Here is a 21,128-nt window from a genome sequence, read left to right on the forward strand (position 1 = left end):
ATAATATTAAAATCTATTCTTTAAGGTTTTATAAATTAACGACCTTAACCTTATCCCAATTAATCTTCTTTTCTGCCGATGCTATATCCATAAAGTTGAAATCATTCAACCATCTTTGTAGTTTTGGTTTTGCTTGCTTTAAGCCATAATACGATTTGAACTTTCGCGTTAGAGACAACCCAGGCAACATAGGTTGATCAAAATCAAAATCACGTGGATGGAAATAAGTCATTACATAATCGGACTTTTGTGTAAAGCTTTTAATTGCCCCATATGGGAATAATCTAAAATACCCTCCTCCTGAAAAAACAAGCTTCTTTCCTCCTATTTCATGAGTATTAATAGGTAGTTCTTTTAACCGCATTCCGTTTAACTCAATATAAGCAGGTTCTGCATGTCCAAAAGAATTAAATCCTCCATGTGCACGTGATGCCGGAAATACAGAACAATCTATTTCAATGCCATTCTTCAATAAAGTCTCAAATGCCCAAGGAGTTTCAGAAGTTATTGAAAATCCGGGGGCTCTAAAACTTCTTACTTTTTGTCCAGAAGCATCTTCCAGGGTTTGAATAGAACGTTTTAAATCCTCTTCAAACTGTTTAGGCGATTGGTCATAAACTAACTGATGTAAATGCGTATGAGAACCTACCTCAAAACCTCTGCTTATAATTTCTTTAATTACTTCGGGATATTTCTCAGCTATCCATCCCACGCAGAAAAATGTAGCTTTTTGTTTAGAGTTATCTAGCAATTCAAAAATAGTATTCATATTTTGATGAATACGTGATTCGAAATTACTCCAATCCTTTTCAGTCTTGGTATGGTTGTTATCCAGGACGTGGAACCATTCTTCTATGTCGAAGGTTAATATATTCATTTTTTCCACGAATTTAATGACTTGCCAATCAGGACCTCTGTTTTCTCAATATCCTCTTTAAAAATTTCATTAAGCTGCTTTTTAAGCATATTGTCCAAATCATCTTTAGCATAAAAACCTTTCGCAATTTTCTCTAAAACGCTGCGTGGTATAATATTCATTACAGAATTCCTCACCCCATTAATAACTTTTGAATTTCTTGAGGAAATTAATTTAATTAATTTATTTTTTGGACTTCCAGAAGGGCTATACTTAACTGAAGTATCATAATCGTTATACGCTTCTATATCTAAAAACTGCTCAATGTCATTTAAAACTTTAGCTGGGTTTTCTTGTATTTCATCAAAGAGCACCACTTTAACTTTGGAAAAATTTTCCTGAAATGCCTTAATTCCTTCAGCATATAGACTGCCTTGAGTATAAGCCCACATCCAATCCCATCCTGCACTCGATCTTTCATCCTCTTTTTCTAAGGCTAAACTAAAAGAGAGGTTTTCTCTCCCATCTCTAACCAAATTATTATAGGCAGAAAAACTACGTTCTATAGGGTTTCGAATAGAGATAATAATAGGGACATCACCAAGCGTTCGCTTAATTTCTGGAATTGTATTTTTATGATAATAGAAATAATCTGAACTTGCTTCACCTAATAATGGAAAATCTTTCAGTCCATTAAATAAATTAGTGTAAGTGTTTAGATCCTTTACTATCTTATTATCAACAGTGGAATCACCAATTCCTTTCTGAGGAAAATTAATATGTAAACTACTAAAATACTTAGGTTCCTTTTTAACAGGAAAACCAATCTTAGGATGTTGATTTAAATAATGAAATAAAGAGGTAGTGCCACAGCGCGCCACACCCACAATTAAAAAATCCGGAAGTTGTTTTTGTTTCCCTCTCATTTTTTAATGGTTATAAGTCTTAAAGTAGGATATCTAAAAAAATATTTAATCATACTTTTTAAATTCATCAAAAAATGTTTACTAAACAATTTTCTTCCTTCGCGCTGAGCTTCATGTACTATATAAAAGCCAGGATTATAAATTAATTTCATTCCATATTTTCTTTTTGCCCTTCGACAAATATCTACGTCTTCATAGTACATAAAAAAACTTTCATCAAATCCTTCTAATTTTCTATATGATTCAGATTTAAAAATCATAAAAGCTCCACCAATCCAATCTGGATAAGCGATAATATTTGGATCCAAAGCAAAAAGTTTTACTTTAAATAACAACGAAACCAAAGGGTCTAATAATGCTGGATACTTTCTGTTATGCGAAGAAAAAGTACTTAAATCTATACTTTCATAAACCTTAACTCCAAAAATATCAGCATTACTATTTTCAAAGGTTGTCAAAAGTTCTTCAAACTGATCAGGTTGAATTGTAACATCTGGATTACATACAATAAAAATATCCTCGCTATCAGGAGATATTATCTCATAATTCTTATTGTTATTACCACCATAACCTCTTGTCTCCATATCGGAGTAATAATTAACATCATTTTGCTTACATAATGACTTGAATTGTGTTGACCCTAAATTATCTATTACATAAATATTTAATTTAAAGCCCCCGTATATCCTTGGTAATTTGAAAAAATTATCTATAATTAGTTCTTCATTATTATGGGATACAACAGAAAGGTGTACATTTTTCATATTATTATTTCTAATAATTCATTATTTTGGAATCCTCACTTAATTTTATATTTCTTTGTTTAGAAGTTATATTAGATCGGAATTTATTATTATTCAACTGTATCTGCCCTCCATTTCGAACGTCAAATCCTACATTATTGAGTTCATTATTTTTAAAAATTATTCGAACATTTGAAGGAATTTCAATTGAAGAATTTTTAATAAATACTCTCGCATTTCTCTTATCTATAATTCTATTATCATTAAATTCCATATAATTGTTTAGATATTCAATATCACTATTACCATCCCGTATAAACACAATGTTATTATGTTTATTATAATTTTCCATATATATATTGTTATGTTTGAAAATAACATTTTTTGACCCATTAAGAGTAACAAGAGCTCCACCACGAGAATTTTTAACCGTATTGTTATACATTACAACATCCTGACAACCTTCAACATCTAAAGCAACATCTTGATTATTTATCGTCAAATTGTCATAAACTTCTACATTTTTTGTCCTACTAAACCATATTGGAGAATATGTTTCTTCGATATGGTTATTATTTACTTTTATATTCTTCGAAAGAATATTATTTTTAGATAATTTATTCCCATTCCTGGATTTAGATGCTCCTCCATAACTCCAGATTCCAAACCTATAATTTGAAATAATATTAAACTCAATTAGCATATTATTAGAATAAAGCATGGTAATCGCAGAAATAGAGCTACCTCTAAAATTTCCTGAATAAAAGGTCTTATCACCAATACACTTATTATTCTTGATTTTTATATTTGACACCCAATTATTTGTGTTAATTGGTCCGGATTGAGCCCAATTCTCATATTCTTCATGTAATCTATTAAATGTAAATCCATTTTTAGGACCTATCCAAACTAACCCTAATTCAGAAACTGAATTATTTTCAATAGTTACATTCGTTTTATTATTTGGACTATCATACAAGGATTGTTGTAGAGATATAGCTGTAGCCACATTAAATTTACCAGTAAATGATATTTCATGTATATATACATCTTCTGGATTAATAATTTCAAAAATCGCCAAGGGCTTCAATGAATTAAATTTTGCATTACCAATACCTTCAATGACAGTTCCTTTCTCACCACATAATTCGATACTACCAGTGGTTTTCAACTTGTCATACTCTAAATAGTATTTACCTTTGGGTATAAATATTTTATCACTTTTTTCAATAGCATTTCTAAACACCTCTGTATGATTGGTGGTATTGCTATCTATTTCGATATAATAATAAACGGAATTTTGCCCTAACAAATTATTTGTTATCAAGATTAATAACCACATTGTGAAAAATTGTCGTATCATATCAAATTTTAGTTCTTACTTAGTCTTTCTATTAATTTATTAATAAAATCCTTGGAAGAATCTGCAACAGATAGGTAATCATTAGGTTCTATTCCTTCAGCTCCAACTGTTGTTGCAATTGTCGGAATTTTAGCTGTTATTGTTTCCAGTGTCTTAATTTTAATACCTGCACCATATCGCAAAGGCACGACTGCTACGCCTGATTTTTCAAAATATGGTTTCAAATTCTCGACAAACCCTGTTATTTTAATATTGTTAGATGCTAATCTTTTAATTTTATCTGGAACTCCTCCTCCAACAACATATAAAATTGTATTGGGATACTTAATGCATATTTCAGGAAAAATTTCCTTTGTGAACCACAGTATGGCATCTTGATTTTCCTCTCTGTGCATGGCTCCTAGAAAAAGAATTGTGTTTATCTCAGGTATTCTTTTTACCTTACAAATCCAATCATCTACCTTTGGATATAATACATGTGTATCTTTAATATTGGCCTGTTCCAGAAGCTTTTTATCTTTCCTATTTAAAGTATAAACTTTATTAAAGAACTTTAGGCTCTCTATTTCAAACTTTTTCATTCTTCTATATTCGAATTTATAAAAATACTTAAATAGTAAATTATTTTTCTTCGAAAGCCTCTCAAATGCTTGGTAAGTTACATCATGTTCAACAAACTCAATATTAATTTCTTTATATATATCTTTTACTTTTCTTGCATATAACATGGAAGATGTAAACTCAAAGAACATATTTTTTATTCCATAACGTTTTATTGTATTTGTAAGATCGTTCATTATATTATACTGAAAACGACCTGACACTTTTAACGGAAAATTAATGCTAAATAAATGATTAATCACCTTCCTGTATTTATTAAGTCTGTAAAAGTTCGTTTCTAAGCAGAAACTATAAATTTTAGGATCGAAAAAAGGCTCTTCTGTTTTATTAATGAAAGAAAACAAAATAATATCATATTTCTTAGATAATTCAGTGAGATGAGAATAAGCTACTTTTTGTCCAGCAATTGGGATATCTTTAGATGGTAACTGAGCCGAAAAATATAATAACAACTGCTTATTAGGGCTTTTATCTTTCATATTTAAATATTATATTATTTAAGGCCAAATATATCTACTGCTCTCTTTTTTTTGGTATGATATATTTAAAAATATTCCAAAATAAATACTTGAAACTATGAGAATTCCTTTGTCCAAAATTGCCGAATTTAAAACTGAATAAGGTAAAATTGTAATGATTAAAATAAATTGAGGAGAAAAGTTCTTATTTGATACATATATATATTTAATGCGATTTACTAACATAATATATGCAATAATTAAAATAATGAATCCTAAAGAGCCAAAATGTAATAATCCAATGAATATAGCCCCATCCGTAATAATATTTTGACTAATTTCCTGATCAGGAGAAATCCCCAAAATTGGATTTTCTAAAAAAGTATAATAGGCATTTTGATAGTCTTTAAAATGTTCCTCTGTTGAAGCAGATGCATATGTTTCTTCTCCAGTAAATCTATCAACCGCGTAAGTTACGTATCGGTTTTTACCGTACATCAATGCAATGGTGCTAAAAAATAATATTAATATCACAAGTGACCGCAAAACAGATTTTATAACTCCTTTTGTTAAGAGAATATTTCCATATATTAAACTAAGAGCTAAAAGAATATTTGCTCTTGAAAAAAGTAGAAATATCATCGACCCTAGAATAATTAGTTTTATTAACGTCTTTTTAGATCGTGTATTATTCCAAAAAAGTAACTCTATACTTAATAACAAATTTAAAAAATACCCCAAATTTATAGGATTACCAATTAGAGCATTAGGTCTATAAATAATAAAATCCTCTAATTCCCTTGTATATCGTTCAACTCCAGCTTCAATAAATAGGTTTGGAATTTCGGTAAATGCTTCAGGTAAAACAGCATGAAAAAAATATTGAATAAAATATATAGATCCTATTATGAAAAATGATTTTCTAAAAATGTTAATTAATTTAGGTATAACATTTGTATTAATACTTATAAAAAAAAACATAGAAAATAATGCACATAAATAAACAAAATAGACCATTATATCTGTAAATGAGATTACTGATATAAACGATAATGATATAAGTTTAAATAAAATGAATATAAAAAGGGCAAAAGTAATTGCTGCAAAATTTGATATTACATTTTTCTTTTGCGTAAGAAAAGTAATTAATAATATTGGTAAAAAAAGAAGAACAGTAATATTAATAGGACTAATTCTCAAATCAATATTTAAGAACTTTACAATAGCTACAAGTAGACCATTATAAATACACAGCGATAATAAAATACTTGCAACCCTACTTTTAGAAATAACAAAACCCATAAAAATATACTATAAAGACCTGAATACTAACAACATATTTTTCATATCCATTTTTATAAAAAATTTAATTCCCTTCATTAGCAAAAATAAATATGCAGCATATTTAAGCCGTGGAAAATTTTTATCATAAAATAATTTAATTCCTTTATATTTATATATTTCAGTTTTCGGATTCATTCTTTTTTGTTTTTCATCTGATTTAGTAGATGCGCCTTGATGATGATATACAATAGATTTTTCTGCAATTCCAATCTTATACCCCAATTTCTTAACCTTAGTTGACATATCTAATTCTTCGAAATACAAAAAATAATCTTCATCCATGTAACCAATTTCCTTTATTATTTTTGAATTGGTAAAAATTGAAGCTCCTATTGGATAGGATATTCTTTTTCCGAATTCCTTTTTAACGATAACCCTTCCAGTATATTTATTAAAACTCCCATAAAGTGATTGAACTTCATGTGGTGGTTCAAAATTTAATATTTTAGACCCCACTAAACCATAATTCTCAGACACAAAATACTTTTTTAAATTGGTAAGTGCTTCCTTATCTACAACAGTATCATTATTTAATAACCATATAAAACATTTACCATGGCTTAATTCAATAGCTTTCTTTATACCTATATTATTACCGTAGGAAAAACCTCCATTAACACTTGTAGGAATAACCAAAACTTTATCTCGAAAATTCGTGACATTCTTATCCCTTTCGTTCCATTTAGGTATCAAATAATTAATATCTTCTTCTTCAAGTTGATTAGATATATATTTATTAAGAATAATTAAGGAATTATCCGTAGATCCATTATCTACAACTATAATGTTGTTATTATCAAAACTGTGACGTAATAAATCTTCAACACATACAATAGTATCCTTCCAATTATTGTAATTAACAATTATAGTATAAATTGGGTCATTCATTTAAATAAATTTATTTAATAATCTATTTCAATTCTAACAAGTTATTCCATTTGTCAAAGATAATTCTTGGTGAATAGTTTTGCCCTTTTTTGAAAGCTTCCTTCTTCATTCGAATCAACTCTGGATTATTTTCAAAAAAATTCTGTAAATTCTGAATTGTACTTTGTACAAATTCATTTTCCGAAAAATATAATCCATTAATACCATTATCAATAATTTCTGTAGGGCCGGTATGATTAGTACTAAATGGTACTACACCCCTTGACATAGCTTCAATTAATACCATTCCAAATAATTCCTCCCATGCTCCTTTTCTTACAGAAGGTAATAACAAAATATCAGAAGCATCATATATCAATTTTAATTCTGAAGAAGATTTATATCCTCTAAAATTACAATTAGATCTTTCTCTACAAAATTTTTCAACTTCATCTTCTAACTCACCTTTACCAACAAATTCAAAATAAAACCTTTTAGGGTCAATTGATTTGATTAATTCGAATATTGATTTAATTCCTTTTGACTCAGACATACGTCCTACATAAAGACATTTAATGAAGTCACTATTACTGTTGTTCATTAATGAAATCTTTTTAGACACATATGTGTCCGGAATAGAATGATTAACAACACTACTACCATTAATAGAATAGTGCAACCCAATTTCATTTCTTGTCTTTTCTGAAACACAAAAAACACCTTTAGAGCTTTCTATAAATTTTCTCCAAATTTCCTTACTTATTTGTGTGCTGGCAAAAAGCTTTTTAGGATAATTCAAATATCCCCAACTAGTAAAAGAAGTATGATAATAAAATTTATGCCTTTTAAAAATTGGATAATAAATTAATAACCGCCAATCATAAGGAGCTATACCTACAATTATTGTTTTAGATTTGGAAAAAATCAATTCAATGAAAAAGTATATATTTTTTAATTGCTTTAAAAATAAAGCATAATTGAGAGTCATTAATGACTTAAATAAATTTTTAGAAACGGAAAATTCTCGATAAATAATCTTAACATTTTCTTTTTTAATTGAATACCACTCTAAAGCCCTATAATGACTATTACTACCATATTCATGATATATATATATACACTTTTTACTCATTCTAATAACCCAATTCTTTAAGTAACTCTATCGCTTTATGATTCTGATAAAATTCATTAATCCTTTCTTTATGTTCCTCTTTTTCCCATTTTTTTATAGAATCAGCACTTATTTTTCTTACTTGACCCTTCCATGCCCTATCCTTTTTAACATTTGTGTGTAAATGATAGTCTCTTACCTCTGTAACATAATCTTCATCAATAAAATCCATTATTGCTTTACATGTTTGGTTAAAATTGATAATTAAATCTTCATATTTAATCAGTAGTACATTTTTATTGTCTCTATAATTCAATCCAGCCTGCACATCATTAACCCACCTATCAACAGAAACCCAGTATTCATTCTCTAAAAGTGGGTGTCTTGATGTTACTACATCCCTACCATCCCTAACCAAATGAATAAATTTATAATTTTCATCAAAAAAGCGTTCTATTTGATTTATATACAAAATATTTGAAGGTGTTTTTTCGCACCAACGATGTGCTGTTTTCTTTATTGGATTTTGAATTATATTGTATTCAATTCTTCTTCTTCGCACCCAATCATTAATCACACCCTCTCTAAATTTATTAAAAAAATAGGCCTCATGATCAATCGCTTGAATTCTCGGATGGGCACCTAAAACAGATAACAATAATGTTGTTCCTGATCTACCGCAACCTCCAATAAAAATTGGATCCACATTCAACTTTTTTAAACTAATAATTCTAGGAGATTTAACAATAAAATCTATACTTTTAGAAAAAATATGCTTCTTTATCATTCTTAATTTTATTAAATCCTATGCGTTAGTCGACCAAAATTAATCTTAAACTTTTCAAAAGTAGAAAGTTCATTTCTTTTATCTTCGTATTTATATTTTAACATCTGAATATCTAAAGAATATTTATCTTTTATTAATTCAATATCCTCTCCATTAAAAAAATGAGAATAATGGGATACAGCTTTTTTACGTTCTTTTCTATGCGGAAGTTCGAAAGATGTTAAACCTAGATTTTTAACTAATTCAAAAAAATCAATTTTTAAATTTTCAAATGGAATAATTTTATCAACCATTATTTGATCATTTATAGTTATAAATTCATATTGGGATAATAAATGATCACCCCTATACTCTTTAACTGAAAAGTCTGTCAAAGTCTTTTTATACAATCCTTCTTTATTTAAAAAATTTCTAAAACTACTTTTAATAACTTTATTACCATTAAACCAAAAATAAGCTGATAATATGCGCTCCCAAGGATTTCTTACAACAGTAAATTTATAATACGAGTTCCATATCTTTTCGTCTACTAATTCCAATTCTAGTAACTGTTTAGCCGTAGCATGTTGTAAATGTATTTTCCTTTTAGGACACCAACCCGTTAGCGTTTCATAGTTCGGTGTCTTCCAATCGAAAGGATGCACTCCAAAATAGTTTTCAATACTAGACCCGGCACATTTGGGTATATGAATATAGATTACTTTACTTTTGTGACAAATCATTGAATTTATTTTTAATAATTATATTAGGAAATGTACTTACACCAATATACCTCTTAGCTAAGACCGTTTTAGCGATGTTGATAAACGCAATTGAAATAGCTGTTCCTATGGCAGCTCCTAGCGCACCATAGGATTGTATTAAAATGTAATTAAGTATTATATTTAAAATAACTGATAATATAGAAATATATGCATGTAATTTTTCATAACCACACATCATAAGAATTAAACCTGAAGCACCAGTAGCTATATTGACAAACTGTCCAATACTTAACACCACTAAAATTAAATAGCCCTCCTTAAACTCATGTCCCCACAATGACAAGACGTCAGTCCCAAAAACGAAAAAAAAGATCAATGGTAATAATCCGATAACCCATAATCCTAATGTTACCTTTTGAACCATCTTATTCATTTCTTCTATTTCATTTCCTGCATATAAGGCAGCAAGTTTAGGTGACAAAGCAGAATTGGTTACCTGTAAAAAGAATACTGTTAATAGAGCAACTCTTGATGCTACAGAATACAATCCAACATCCCGTGTACCACTTAACCAGCCTATCATAACACTATCAATACTTGAAGCTATTACACCTACCCCAGTTATTAATAAAAACGGTCTTCCCGACTTAAACAGCTCTTTTGTTTTGTTAGATACTGGAGTTTTATGTGAATACAATTTTTTCCAGTACAAACCTACGCTAAATGTTACAAATACACGACCTATAGCATAAGCAATAGCTGTCCGGACTATAGTTATTTCTATGTTTAGAGCCCACATTATTGCCAAAACTATCCCTATAACTGCAAAACTGAAGGTTTCATTCACTAAATTACTTTGCCAAATTTTTCGGTAACCTATAAGTGCAGATGAAAATATTCTTGAAAAGACCTGAAAAATCATCGCCACTAAAGCTATAGTAAGTGGAATGCTAAGCTTTGGATCTTTAAATACTGTTTCAGATAAGTATGGGGCAAATGCAATAAAAATGAGCACTATTATAATAGCCACTCCTCCACATAATTTATATGCAGAAAGCATATAGCCCCCTACCTTCCCCCATTCTTTCTTATGGTATGCTATCGCAATTTCTTTTATTAATAATTGTGGTAACCCTAATAGCGAAAAAATCAATAAAATAGACACAATTTTATTTGACAAGTTTATAATCCCCAATCCTTCAGCACCCAAAGTATGTCCCAAAAAAACACTCACCAACAGCCCAATTACCATTCCAGAAGCCTTAACCAAAGTTGAGGCTCCCGACTTTTTAACAACTTCTAGGGTATGAGCATCTAACGAGTATAATTTATTTTTAAGTTTTTGTATCAATTATTTTTATTGGTTTTATGCTATAGGCTTTAAGCACTATACGTATTATTTTAATGATTTGCTATTTCCTTAATTCCTCTTAAACAAGCCTTTAAGGCTTCCTTCCAATGTGGAATTACTAAGTTAAATTGATTTTTAATATCATCTTTACACAACACCGAATAATACGGCCTTGGCGCAGGGGTTGGGTATTGTTCGGTCGGAATGGCATTCACTTTACAATCTAAACCTGTAATATCCATGATTTCCTTAGCAAAATCATACCAGGAACATACCCCTTCGTTACTATAGTGATAAGTATTAATTTTATCGTTATTCAATTGTGGTATAATTTTTAAAACAGCTCCAGCCAAATCCCTGGCATAAGTCGGCGTACCAACCTGATCAACAATTACATTTAAACTTTCTCTTTCCTTACCCAAACGCAACATGGTCTTTACAAAATTATTCCCAAAAGACGAGTATACCCATGAGGTTCGGAGAATGATACTATTTAAAGGATTAATTTCCTTCATTACCTGTTCTCCTGCAAGTTTCGTTCTTCCATATATATTTACAGGATCAACCGGATGGTTAGGTTTATAGGGTTTGTAATGTTTGCCATTAAACACATAATCTGTAGAAATATGTATCATTTTTATATTATGCTTTTTGCAAGCTTCTGCCAGATAACCAACCGCTTTATGATTAACAAAGTCTGCCAATACTTCCTCAGATTCAGCCTTATCAACTGCCGTATAAGCGGCACAGTTAATCAAAACATCGAGAGTATTTTGCTTAAAAAAAGAAACTACAGCTTCTCTATCTGTTATATCCAACTCTGCCCTGTCCGTAAAAATAAACTGATCGGAATGACCCTCCGACAATACTCTTAATTCTGAACCTAATTGTCCTGAGGCTCCTGTCACCAATATCTTACTCATATAAATTCATTTCTATATCAAAAACGTCAGCATCTTTTAACAGTGGTTGCTTAGTATCTTTATCGGATAATTGTAGTATTTCTTCTGGTAGTTGCCAGTCGATCGCTAATGCCGGATCGTTATATAAAACCCCCCTGTCGTTTTCCGGACTGTAGTAGTTATCTACCTTATATGCAAAAACTGCTTCCTCGCTCAATACGATGAATCCATGGGCAAAGCCTCGAGGTACTATTAATTGCCTTTTATTATCTTCTGATAATTCTACTGCTACATGCTGACCAAATGTCGATGATCCTTTGCGGATATCTAATGCTACATCCAACACCTTACCGCTTATTACCCTTACCAGTTTGGTTTGCGCAGAAGGAGCTAATTGATAGTGTAACCCTCTTAATACGCCTTTGGTTGATTTAGATTCATTATCCTGACAAAAATTAATCTTATAGCCTAAAAATTCGGTTAATAGATCTTCTCTAAAGGTTTCTGTAAAATACCCACGATGATCTCCAAAAACTTTTGGTTCACAAATAATAACATCAGGAATTTGGGTTCTTATAAAGTTCATTTTCTCTCTTACGTTTATTCATTTCTTTGCTCGCCCAAAGAAACGAATCAAAGAAAAGGCGCCTTTTCCAAGGGATTTCAGTCAAAACAAACTTGATAATAGTATTAAGCATATTTGAAACTGACTGAACCGATTTGTAAACTCCGCGTTTCGCTATGCTCCACTGAATCTCGGAGCTTTACTGAATCTATCCTGCAGAAAAGGAATATTTTTTCATAAATTATTTAAACTATCAATTTTTATTATCTCTTTTTCTCAGCTCTTTTTAATAAATATTGTCCGTAGCCGTTTTTCTTTAAAGGTTCGGCTAATGCTTTTAGCTGCGCTTTGCTTATATATCCTTTTTCAAAAGCAATTTCTTCTAAACAGGCTATTTTTAATCCTTGTCTCTTTTCTATAGTATGGATATAATTTGAAGCCTCCAACATCGATTCATGGGTACCGGTATCTAACCATGCGTATCCTCGTCCCATTAATTCTACTTTGAGATTACCTTGCTTTAAATAGGCTTCATTCACTGATGTAATCTCCAGTTCTCCCCTACCACTCGGCTTTACATTCTTAGCAATCTCCACAACGGAATTTGGATAAAAATATAAACCTACTACTGCGTAATTACTCTTTGGTTCACTCGGTTTTTCTTCAATACTCGTTACATTACCTTTTTCGTCAAATTCTGCTACTCCATAGCGCTCAGGATCATTAACATAATAACCGAACACGGTAGCTTTACCTTCTTCTTCTACATTTTGCACTGATTGCTTTAATAAATAGGTAAAACCATGTCCGTAAAAAATATTATCTCCTAACACCAAACACACATCATCATCTCCTATAAACTCTTCACCAATAATAAAGGCCTGTGCCAATCCATCAGGACTGGGTTGCTCTTTATATAAAAGCTTCATACCCAACTCTGATCCATCACCCAATAACTTTTCAAAATTCGGAAGATCCTGAGGGGTGGAAATAATCAATACTTCTCTAATACCCGCCAACATCAAAACCGATAAAGGATAATAGATCATAGGTTTATCATAAACGTTCAATAATTGCTTAGACACGCCTTTGGTAATTGGATATAGTCGAGTGCCGGAGCCGCCGGCGAGAATAATTCCCTTCATATTTTCACTGATTAAACTGATTATTGTTAATTACGCGGATTTGTATTAATAAACCGTTTCCATTTTAAACTTGTTTCTCCGAAATTAACTAACAATCCTAATACTTTATTTGTTGACTTTAAATAGTTTATTACTTGTGCTTCATTTGACTGATGTATAAAATTAGAAGCTTTTATTTCGAGAATAATTTTGTCATAACAAACAAAGTCTGCTATAAAAAACTTGTTCATCGGTTCTCCTTTGTAATAAAGTTCTAATTTATCTTTCGTCCTAAAATGTACTTCATTATCATAAAACTCCTTCCCTAAAGCCTCATGATAAACAGATTCCAAAAATCCCGGACCCAATTCTTTATGGACGCTCATGCAACAGCCGATAATCTTATATGTTTCATCTTCAAAAAGCAGTTTTCCCATATCAGAGTAATCCGTTTATAATCCGTGTAATCCTTATTGATACTGCTCTTTATAATAATCTTGATACGATCCTGAGGTTACATGTTTTAACCATTCCTCGTTATCCAAATACCAATCAATGGTTTTATCAAGTCCTTCTTCGAAAGTTACAGATGGAGCCCAACCCAACTCTTTATTGATCTTTGAAGCATCTATTGCATATCGCAAATCGTGCCCGGGTCTGTCTTTCACAAAAGTTATAAGCTTTTCTGAAGTACCCTCTACTCTACCTAATTTTTGATCCATCAGTTTACATAATAGTTTAACCAGATCAATATTCTTCCATTCATTAAAACCTCCAATATTATAGGTCTCATGATTGCCTCCTTTATGGAATACCAAGTCAATAGCCCTGGCATGATCAATAACATACAACCAATCGCGGGTATAATTACCATCACCATAGACCGGAAGCGATTTGTTATTGATAATATTATTGATAAACAACGGAATTAATTTTTCGGGAAAATGATTCGGACCGTAATTGTTTGAACAGTTAGAAATAATATACGGCATACCGTAAGTCTCCCCATAGGCTCTTACAAAGTGATCGGAACTCGCCTTTGAGGCCGAATACGGTGAATTTGGATCATAAGATGTAGTCTCAGTAAACAATCCCGTCTCACCCAATGCACCATATACCTCATCGGTACTTACATGATAGAAACGTTTTCCTTCCCAATTGTTATTCCAAAGGTTTTTAAAAGCATTTAAAAGTACCATGGTACCCAAAATATTGGTTTTGGCAAAGGCCAAAGGGTCTGTTATCGATCGATCCACATGACTCTCTGCAGCTAAATGGACCACACCATCGAACTTATATGTTTCAAATAATTTATTTATAAAAATCTCATCAGTGATATCACCTTTTACAAAGGTATAATTAGGCTGATCTTCGAGATCCTTTAAGTTTTCTAAATTACCGGCATAAGTAAGTGCATCTAAATTAAAAATCTTAAAATCAGGATAATTATTCACAAATTGTCTAACGACGTGTGAGCCAATAAATCCAGCTCCTCCGGTAATTAGTATATTTTTCATAATGTATTATATAGTTTATTTTTATTCTCCGATTATGTAATATACAAATCCTATTTCTTTTAATTGCTCCTTGTTCAGAATTCCCCGACCGTCAAATACAAAAGCAGGTTTTTGCATTTGATCATAGATCTTTTTCCAGTCGTAAGTTTTAAACTCATCCCATTCCGTAAGCACTGCAATGGCATGTGCGCCTTCACAGGCCTGATATGGATCTTTGCACACCTCTAAACCTTCTCTGTTTTCTTCTGCTGTACGAGTATTTAGGTAATCCAGATCCGCATACATGCGTTCTGCCACTACTTTCGGGTCGTACACACTCACTTTAGCTTGTTCGTTCAAAAGATCGTCAGCAACATAGATTGCTGCAGACTCCCGGGTATCGTTGGTATCCTTTTTAAATGCCCATCCTAAAAAGGCTATCTTTTTTCCTGAAACGGTATTATAGAGCGTACTTACGATATTATCGGCAAAACGTCTTTTCTGATGGTCGTTCATTATAATTACCTGTTCCCAGTAATCAGCTACTTCATCCAAGCCATAGGTTTTGGCAATATACACCAGGTTTAAGATATCCTTCTGAAAACAAGACCCTCCAAAACCAACAGATGCCTTAAGAAATTTAGGTCCGATACGGCTATCCATTCCGATGGCCTTAGCCACCTCATTGACATCGGCTCCTGTCTTTTCACATAGTTCAGACATCGCATTAATTGATGATACCCGTTGTGCTAAAAAGGCATTGGCCGTTAATTTTGAAAGCTCCGACGACCAAACATTGGTTGTCAGGATCTGTTCTTGTGGAACCCAGTTGGCATACACATCAACCAGCGCCTGAATTGCTTCTTGGCCTTCCGGGGTTGTATCACCTCCAATAAGGACTCTGTCTGGGTTCATTAAATCAGCTATGGCTGTACCTTCAGCTAAGAACTCCGGATTTGATAAGATCTGAAACTTAATTCCATTCCCGTTTCCAGTGTTATCCAGAATATTCTTAATCGCCGAGGCCGTACGTACCGGTAGCGTAGATTTCTCTACAACGATTTTATCGTCTTTAGCTACGCGTGCTATCTGGCGTGCACACAGCTCAATATATTTTAAATCGGCTGCCATCCCTTTACCTTTACCATAGGTTTTGGTAGGAGTGTTTACAGACATAAAGATCATTTCTGCCTCGTCGATCGCTTTATCGACATCGGTAGAGAAGAAGAGGTTTCTTCCTCGGGCTTCCGCTACTACGGTATCTAATCCCGGTTCATATACCGGCAATTTGCTGACATCTTCATCATTCCATGCCGCAATTCGATCGGCATTGATATCTACTACGGTTACATTTATGTCTGGACATTTTTCTGCAATCACCGCCATGGTAGGTCCTCCAACATATCCGGCTCCAATACAACAAATGTTTTTTATTTCTTTCATCAATTACAAAAAACTATTTAACCAAAAACCAATTATTCAATAACTCTTCACGGTTATACAACATCTGGGCTTTGGTTTTATAGTCCATTACAGTAAAACCGGCATGTTCACAGATAGCCTGCCCTGCTGCTGTATCCCATTCCATGGTAGGGGCAAAACGCGGGTAACAATCGGCTACTCCTTCGGCTACCATACAGAGTTTTAACGAACTTCCCTTCGAAATAGCTTCAACTTCACCATGCTTAGTTTTTAACTCGTCAATATACTCCTGCGTCTCCGGTGATAAATGCGACTTACTGGCTACAACGGTATATTTTTCTTTTGGAACGTCTAATGGAAGTTTTTCTCCCAGCTGTATCAATTCATTAACCTTAGTATAAATAGATACATTTCTCACTTTAAATGCACCATCCTCCACTGTTGAAAAATACAATTCATTTAAAGCCGGTACAAAGATGACACCTAGAATTGGTTTTTGTTCCTCTACCAAAGCAATGTTTACTGTAAACTCTCCATTTCGCTTAATAAACTCTTTGGTTCCATCAATTGGGTCTACAATCCATAAGCGATTCCAGGTTTTACGTTCTTCGTAAGGCAGATGCTTCCCTTCTTCCGACAATACAGGAATATCGGTTTTCTCTAAAAAACTCATAATCACCTGGTGCGATGCAAGATCAGCTTTCGTTAAGGGTGAATCATCAGATTTAAAGTCTACTTCAAAGTCTTCATTCTCGTAGATATGCATTATTTTTTCTCCTGCGGAGAGGGCTGCTGTTATGGCGGTATGGAGTAGGTCTTTCATTTTTATCATTCCTGCAAAAGCAGGAATCTAATTTTATCTTATTAAATCATTTTATTCAACTTATTCTTTTTTGCATTGCCCAAAAAAGAATCAAAAAACGCTAGCCCGAACTGTTCGGCGATCCACTAGTTCTCGGTCTCTAAACCACCCGAACTCACTTCACTAAGGCGAAGCTCAAACAGCGTCTGGTTATTTACGCTCCCTGCGAAAGTGGATCCACGCCTGCCACAGTCTATGGCGGTTTTTTTTATAATCATTCTGAATTTATTTCAGAAGCTTTTTAAATTGTCACTTAACATTCTTAATCAGAACATACTGGTAACAAATTCCGAAACAACCCTTCGACTGTGCTTCGACAAACTCAGCATGACGCTCAGGGTGACAGTTCGGAATGACTTGTTATACTATCATTCCCGCTGCTACGGTTTCGTTGGTGGTATCGTCAACTAAAATGATACTACCCGTGGTACGGTTTTCCCTGTATGAATCGAACATTAATGGTTTGGTTGTTCTGATCTTTACTTTACAGATATCGTTCATTCCTATTTCCTTATCGTCTTCATTACGCTCTAAAGTATTGATATCGATCTTGTACACTACTTCCTTAATCATTGCCTTTTGATCGTTAGAAGTATGTTTGATTGTATATTTTGCTCTTGGCTTAGCAGCACCATCATTCAACCAACATAACATCACCTCTACATCTTGCGAAGCTTCAGGCTTGTTATTTGATCGAACGATCATATCACCTCTACTGATGTCAATATCATCTTCCAAGGTTATTGAAACCGACTGCGGTGCAAAAGCTTCTTCCAGCTCACCATTTAAGGTATCAATGGTTTTAATCTTGGAAGTGAATCCGGATGGCATTACTGTAACTTCATCACCTTTTCTTAATACCCCACTAGCAATTCTGCCGGCATAACCTCTATAGTCAATGTAGCCTTCACGCTGTGGTCTTAATACTGTTTGTACGGGAAAACGAGCATCTACTTTATTCACATCACTACTAATATGCATGGTTTCCAAAGTGTGTAATAATGGAGCTCCCTGGTACCATTCCATATTTTCAGATCGATTCACCACATTATCGCCCAACAAGGCACTAATCGGGATAAAACGAACATCTTTCACCAACATTTTTGAAGAGATATCCTCAAACTGACTAATTATATCATTGTACACTTCTTCTTTAAAGTCTACCAAATCCATTTTATTGATACATACGATAATATGCGGAATTTGAAGCAATGAAGCGATAAAAGCATGACGACGCGTTTGCTCAATCACCCCATGTCGCGCATCTATCAAAATAATTGCCGCATTAGCTGTTGACGCTCCTGTCACCATATTTCGAGTATACTGAATATGACCGGGAGTATCAGCTATAATAAATTTACGTTTAGGGGTAGTAAAATAACGATACGCCACATCTATAGTAATCCCTTGCTCGCGCTCATCTCTTAGACCGTCGGTAAACAACGCCAAGTCTACACCTTCATGTCCTTTCTTTTTACTGGTAGTTTCTATGGCTTCCAGTTGATCTTCGAAAATTGATTTTGAATCGTATAATAAACGACCGATAAGTGTACTTTTTCCATCATCTACACTTCCGGCTGTGGTGAATCTTAGTAATTGATTATTATCTAGTTCCATTTTGTTTTTCTTGCTTAATTGTTAGCGATTTCTAGGTTACTTCTTTCCAATTTAGTCTAAAAATAACCTTGCTTTTTACGGTCCTCCATTGCTGTTTCTGAACGTTTGTCATCACTACGATTACCACGCTCTGTTTGTCGCATAGCAGATACTTCCAAAGCAATCTTCTCCACCGTATCAGCCTCCGATTCTATCCCTCCAGTAATCGTAATATCACCCAGGGTTCTAAAACGGATCTTTTTAGTAACTACCGCTTCATTTTCATCGAGCCTTAAAAACTCCGAATTCGGAATCCACGAATTATTTCTCCATACGACTTCCCTTTCATGTGCATAATAAAGTGAAGGAATTTGTATATTCTCTCTTTGAATATAATTCCACACATCCATTTCTGTCCAGTTACTGATCGGGAAAGCTCTGAAATGCTCCCCTTCAAAATACTGTCCATTAAAAATATTCCACAATTCCGGACGTTGGTTTTTCGGATCCCACTGTCCAAAATCATCTCGATGTGAAAAGAAACGCTCTTTAGCCCTGGCCTTTTCTTCATCACGACGTCCACCACCGATAGCACAGTCTATTTTATTATTTTCTATTGCATCCAATAGGGTCGTTATCTGTAACGCATTACGCGTAGCATTTTTACCCTTTTCTTCCGCTACTCGTCCCTGATCGATAGATTCCTGTACTGATCCTACGATCAATTGCACTCCTAATTCCTTTATCAAGTCATCACGAAATTGAATCGTCTCCGGAAAATTATGGCCAGTATCTACATGCATCAGAGCAAACGGTATTTTACTTGGCCAAAAGGCTTTTCTTGCCAAATGGGTCACGACAATCGAATCCTTTCCTCCTGAAAATAAAATTACGGGATTCTGGAATTGTGCCCATACTTCCCTCAATACATAAATCGCTTCCGATTCTAACTCATCTAAATAATTTAAATAATACTTGCTACTCATGGCTATCTAATTGTATCTTCTCTTTAATTACGTTATATATACTTTCTACAGATACTTTCACACTTTGAATATGCGTCACCTCAACATCTGGGTTTTCAGGAATCTCATAAGGTGCAGAAATTCCAGTAAGGTTTTTAATTTCACCTTTACGAGCTTTAGCATACAATCCTTTAACATCACGACGTTCGCATTCTTCCAGGCTTGCATTTACAAATACTTCCACATAATTATCTGCCCCTACAATTTCCTTAACATGTTCCCGATCCTCTTTATAAGGAGATACAAAAGCCGCTAACACAATTACTCCGGCATCAATAAACAAATTGGCGATCTCCCCAATTCTACGGATATTTTCAGAACGGTCTTCCGGGCTAAACGACAGGTTTTTATTAATTCCTCTTCGGATATTATCACCGTCTAGCACATAGGTCTTAAGATCTTGCTCATGTAGCCTTTGTTCTAAAGCACAGGCAATAGTCGATTTTCCGGAACCCGACAAACCTGTTAGCCAGATCAGGAAAGATCGATGTTTGTTTTGCTCATTGCGCACTTCTTTGGAAATCTTAAAAGTATGTGGAATGATATTCTTTTCCATTTATTTCTTGTTTTCTTTTTTTCGTCTTCTAAATGACAAACCAAAATTTAATTTATACCAGGCTTTTTCATGCAAGTAATATAACAACATTTTAGTTATTACCTCGGCTCCTCCTATCTTAAGTCCCATCATCGGGTCACCCGAAATCACCCATGCTAGCAACATAGTATCGATGGTTCCTACCACACGCCAACTTATGGTCTTTAAAATATGTCGTGTATTTGAATTGGATAGGTTTACCTTAAACCAAATTCTTTCGTGTAGGTAATACAATAACATTTTGGTAATCACCTCAGACACTCCAATTTTTAAACCCGTAAAAGGATTGCCCGTAATAATCCATGACAAAATAATGGTATCAAGCGTACCTATAATACGCCAGGTAATAGCTTTGGCGATATGCCGCTTATGGGAGTAGTCCTTTAGTTCTTCTACTTGCATCTTTGCCA

At 33.1% G+C, this 21,128-nt stretch carries 22 protein-coding genes; all 22 read right to left on the reverse strand.

The genetic code is table 11. The annotated features are described in order from the left end of the window. Positions 1-28: 28 nt before the first annotated feature. Positions 29-877: a polysaccharide deacetylase family protein gene (locus P278_RS07345; RefSeq protein ID WP_038264424.1), complete on the reverse strand. Its 849-nt coding sequence runs from the start codon at positions 875-877 to the stop codon at positions 29-31. Beyond that, entirely contained in the window at positions 874-1,782 is a 909-nt protein-coding gene (locus P278_RS07350) for a sulfotransferase (protein WP_038264427.1), read from the reverse strand. The genes P278_RS07345 and P278_RS07350 overlap by 4 nt, the downstream gene beginning before the upstream one ends. Beyond that, positions 1,779-2,546: a glycosyltransferase gene (locus P278_RS07355; RefSeq protein ID WP_038264430.1), complete on the reverse strand. Its 768-nt coding sequence runs from the start codon at positions 2,544-2,546 to the stop codon at positions 1,779-1,781. The genes P278_RS07350 and P278_RS07355 overlap by 4 nt, the downstream gene beginning before the upstream one ends. 10 nt (positions 2,547-2,556) lie before the next feature. Next, positions 2,557-3,888, reverse strand: a complete 1,332-nt coding sequence (locus P278_RS07360) for a right-handed parallel beta-helix repeat-containing protein (RefSeq protein ID WP_082436107.1) — start codon at positions 3,886-3,888, stop codon at positions 2,557-2,559. Between the two features lie 8 nt (positions 3,889-3,896). Continuing rightward, a complete protein-coding gene (locus P278_RS07365; RefSeq protein WP_038264438.1) occupies positions 3,897-4,988 on the reverse strand; it encodes a glycosyltransferase in 1,092 nt (363 codons plus the stop codon). An 18-nt stretch (positions 4,989-5,006) separates the two neighbouring features. Next, positions 5,007-6,269, reverse strand: a complete 1,263-nt coding sequence (locus P278_RS07370; RefSeq protein ID WP_038264441.1) for a hypothetical protein — start codon at positions 6,267-6,269, stop codon at positions 5,007-5,009. 9 nt (positions 6,270-6,278) lie between these two features. After that, positions 6,279-7,199, reverse strand: a complete 921-nt coding sequence (locus P278_RS07375) for a glycosyltransferase family 2 protein (RefSeq protein ID WP_038264446.1) — start codon at positions 7,197-7,199, stop codon at positions 6,279-6,281. A 22-nt stretch (positions 7,200-7,221) separates the two neighbouring features. Then, positions 7,222-8,310 carry a glycosyltransferase family 4 protein gene (locus tag P278_RS07380; RefSeq protein ID WP_051413461.1) on the reverse strand — a complete coding sequence of 363 codons (1,089 nt, stop codon included), beginning with the start codon at positions 8,308-8,310 and terminating at the stop codon, positions 7,222-7,224. Between the two features lies 1 nt (position 8,311). Next, entirely contained in the window at positions 8,312-9,076 is a 765-nt protein-coding gene (locus tag P278_RS07385) for a sulfotransferase family protein (protein WP_038264448.1), read from the reverse strand. 11 nt (positions 9,077-9,087) lie between these two features. Then, entirely contained in the window at positions 9,088-9,798 is a 711-nt protein-coding gene (locus tag P278_RS07390; RefSeq protein ID WP_038264451.1) for a sulfotransferase family 2 domain-containing protein, read from the reverse strand. Further along, positions 9,779-11,131, reverse strand: a complete 1,353-nt coding sequence (locus tag P278_RS07395; protein ID WP_051413462.1) for a flippase — start codon at positions 11,129-11,131, stop codon at positions 9,779-9,781. The genes P278_RS07390 and P278_RS07395 overlap by 20 nt, the downstream gene beginning before the upstream one ends. A 50-nt stretch (positions 11,132-11,181) precedes the next feature. After that, positions 11,182-12,054, reverse strand: a complete 873-nt coding sequence (rfbD, locus tag P278_RS07400) for a dTDP-4-dehydrorhamnose reductase (RefSeq protein ID WP_038264454.1) — start codon at positions 12,052-12,054, stop codon at positions 11,182-11,184. Further along, positions 12,047-12,619 (reverse strand): dTDP-4-dehydrorhamnose 3,5-epimerase, encoded by a 573-nt coding sequence (gene rfbC, locus P278_RS07405; protein WP_038264456.1) that lies wholly within the window; start codon positions 12,617-12,619, stop codon positions 12,047-12,049. The genes rfbD and rfbC overlap by 8 nt, the downstream gene beginning before the upstream one ends. 242 nt (positions 12,620-12,861) lie before the next feature. After that, positions 12,862-13,743: a glucose-1-phosphate thymidylyltransferase RfbA gene (gene rfbA / locus P278_RS07410; RefSeq protein ID WP_038264459.1), complete on the reverse strand. Its 882-nt coding sequence runs from the start codon at positions 13,741-13,743 to the stop codon at positions 12,862-12,864. 26 nt (positions 13,744-13,769) lie between these two features. Then, the gene (locus tag P278_RS07415; RefSeq protein ID WP_038264461.1) at positions 13,770-14,159 is read right to left on the reverse strand and encodes a GxxExxY protein; all 390 of its coding nucleotides are present in this window, start codon (positions 14,157-14,159) and stop codon (positions 13,770-13,772) included. A gap of 33 nt (positions 14,160-14,192) precedes the next feature. Further along, positions 14,193-15,239, reverse strand: a complete 1,047-nt coding sequence (rfbB, locus tag P278_RS07420) for a dTDP-glucose 4,6-dehydratase (protein WP_038264464.1) — start codon at positions 15,237-15,239, stop codon at positions 14,193-14,195. 21 nt (positions 15,240-15,260) lie between these two features. Beyond that, positions 15,261-16,661 carry a UDP-glucose 6-dehydrogenase gene (locus P278_RS07425; protein ID WP_038264466.1) on the reverse strand — a complete coding sequence of 467 codons (1,401 nt, stop codon included), beginning with the start codon at positions 16,659-16,661 and terminating at the stop codon, positions 15,261-15,263. A 13-nt stretch (positions 16,662-16,674) separates the two neighbouring features. Beyond that, complete coding sequence (gene cysQ, locus P278_RS07430) at positions 16,675-17,463, reverse strand: 3'(2'),5'-bisphosphate nucleotidase CysQ (RefSeq protein WP_038265424.1); 789 nt, start codon at positions 17,461-17,463, stop codon at positions 16,675-16,677. Between the two features lie 399 nt (positions 17,464-17,862). Continuing rightward, a complete protein-coding gene (gene cysN / locus P278_RS07435) occupies positions 17,863-19,119 on the reverse strand; it encodes a sulfate adenylyltransferase subunit CysN (RefSeq protein ID WP_038264468.1) in 1,257 nt (418 codons plus the stop codon). 56 nt (positions 19,120-19,175) lie between these two features. Next, positions 19,176-20,084, reverse strand: coding sequence for a sulfate adenylyltransferase subunit CysD (cysD, locus tag P278_RS07440; protein WP_038264471.1), 909 nt, complete (start codon positions 20,082-20,084; stop codon positions 19,176-19,178). Continuing rightward, entirely contained in the window at positions 20,077-20,679 is a 603-nt protein-coding gene (gene cysC, locus P278_RS07445) for an adenylyl-sulfate kinase (RefSeq protein ID WP_038264473.1), read from the reverse strand. The genes cysD and cysC overlap by 8 nt, the downstream gene beginning before the upstream one ends. Continuing rightward, complete coding sequence (locus P278_RS07450) at positions 20,680-21,120, reverse strand: DUF2061 domain-containing protein (RefSeq protein ID WP_038265425.1); 441 nt, start codon at positions 21,118-21,120, stop codon at positions 20,680-20,682. Positions 21,121-21,128 lie beyond the last annotated feature (8 nt).

This window comes from Zhouia amylolytica AD3, from assembly GCF_000511935.2.
Lineage (GTDB): Bacteria > Bacteroidota > Bacteroidia > Flavobacteriales > Flavobacteriaceae > Zhouia > Zhouia amylolytica.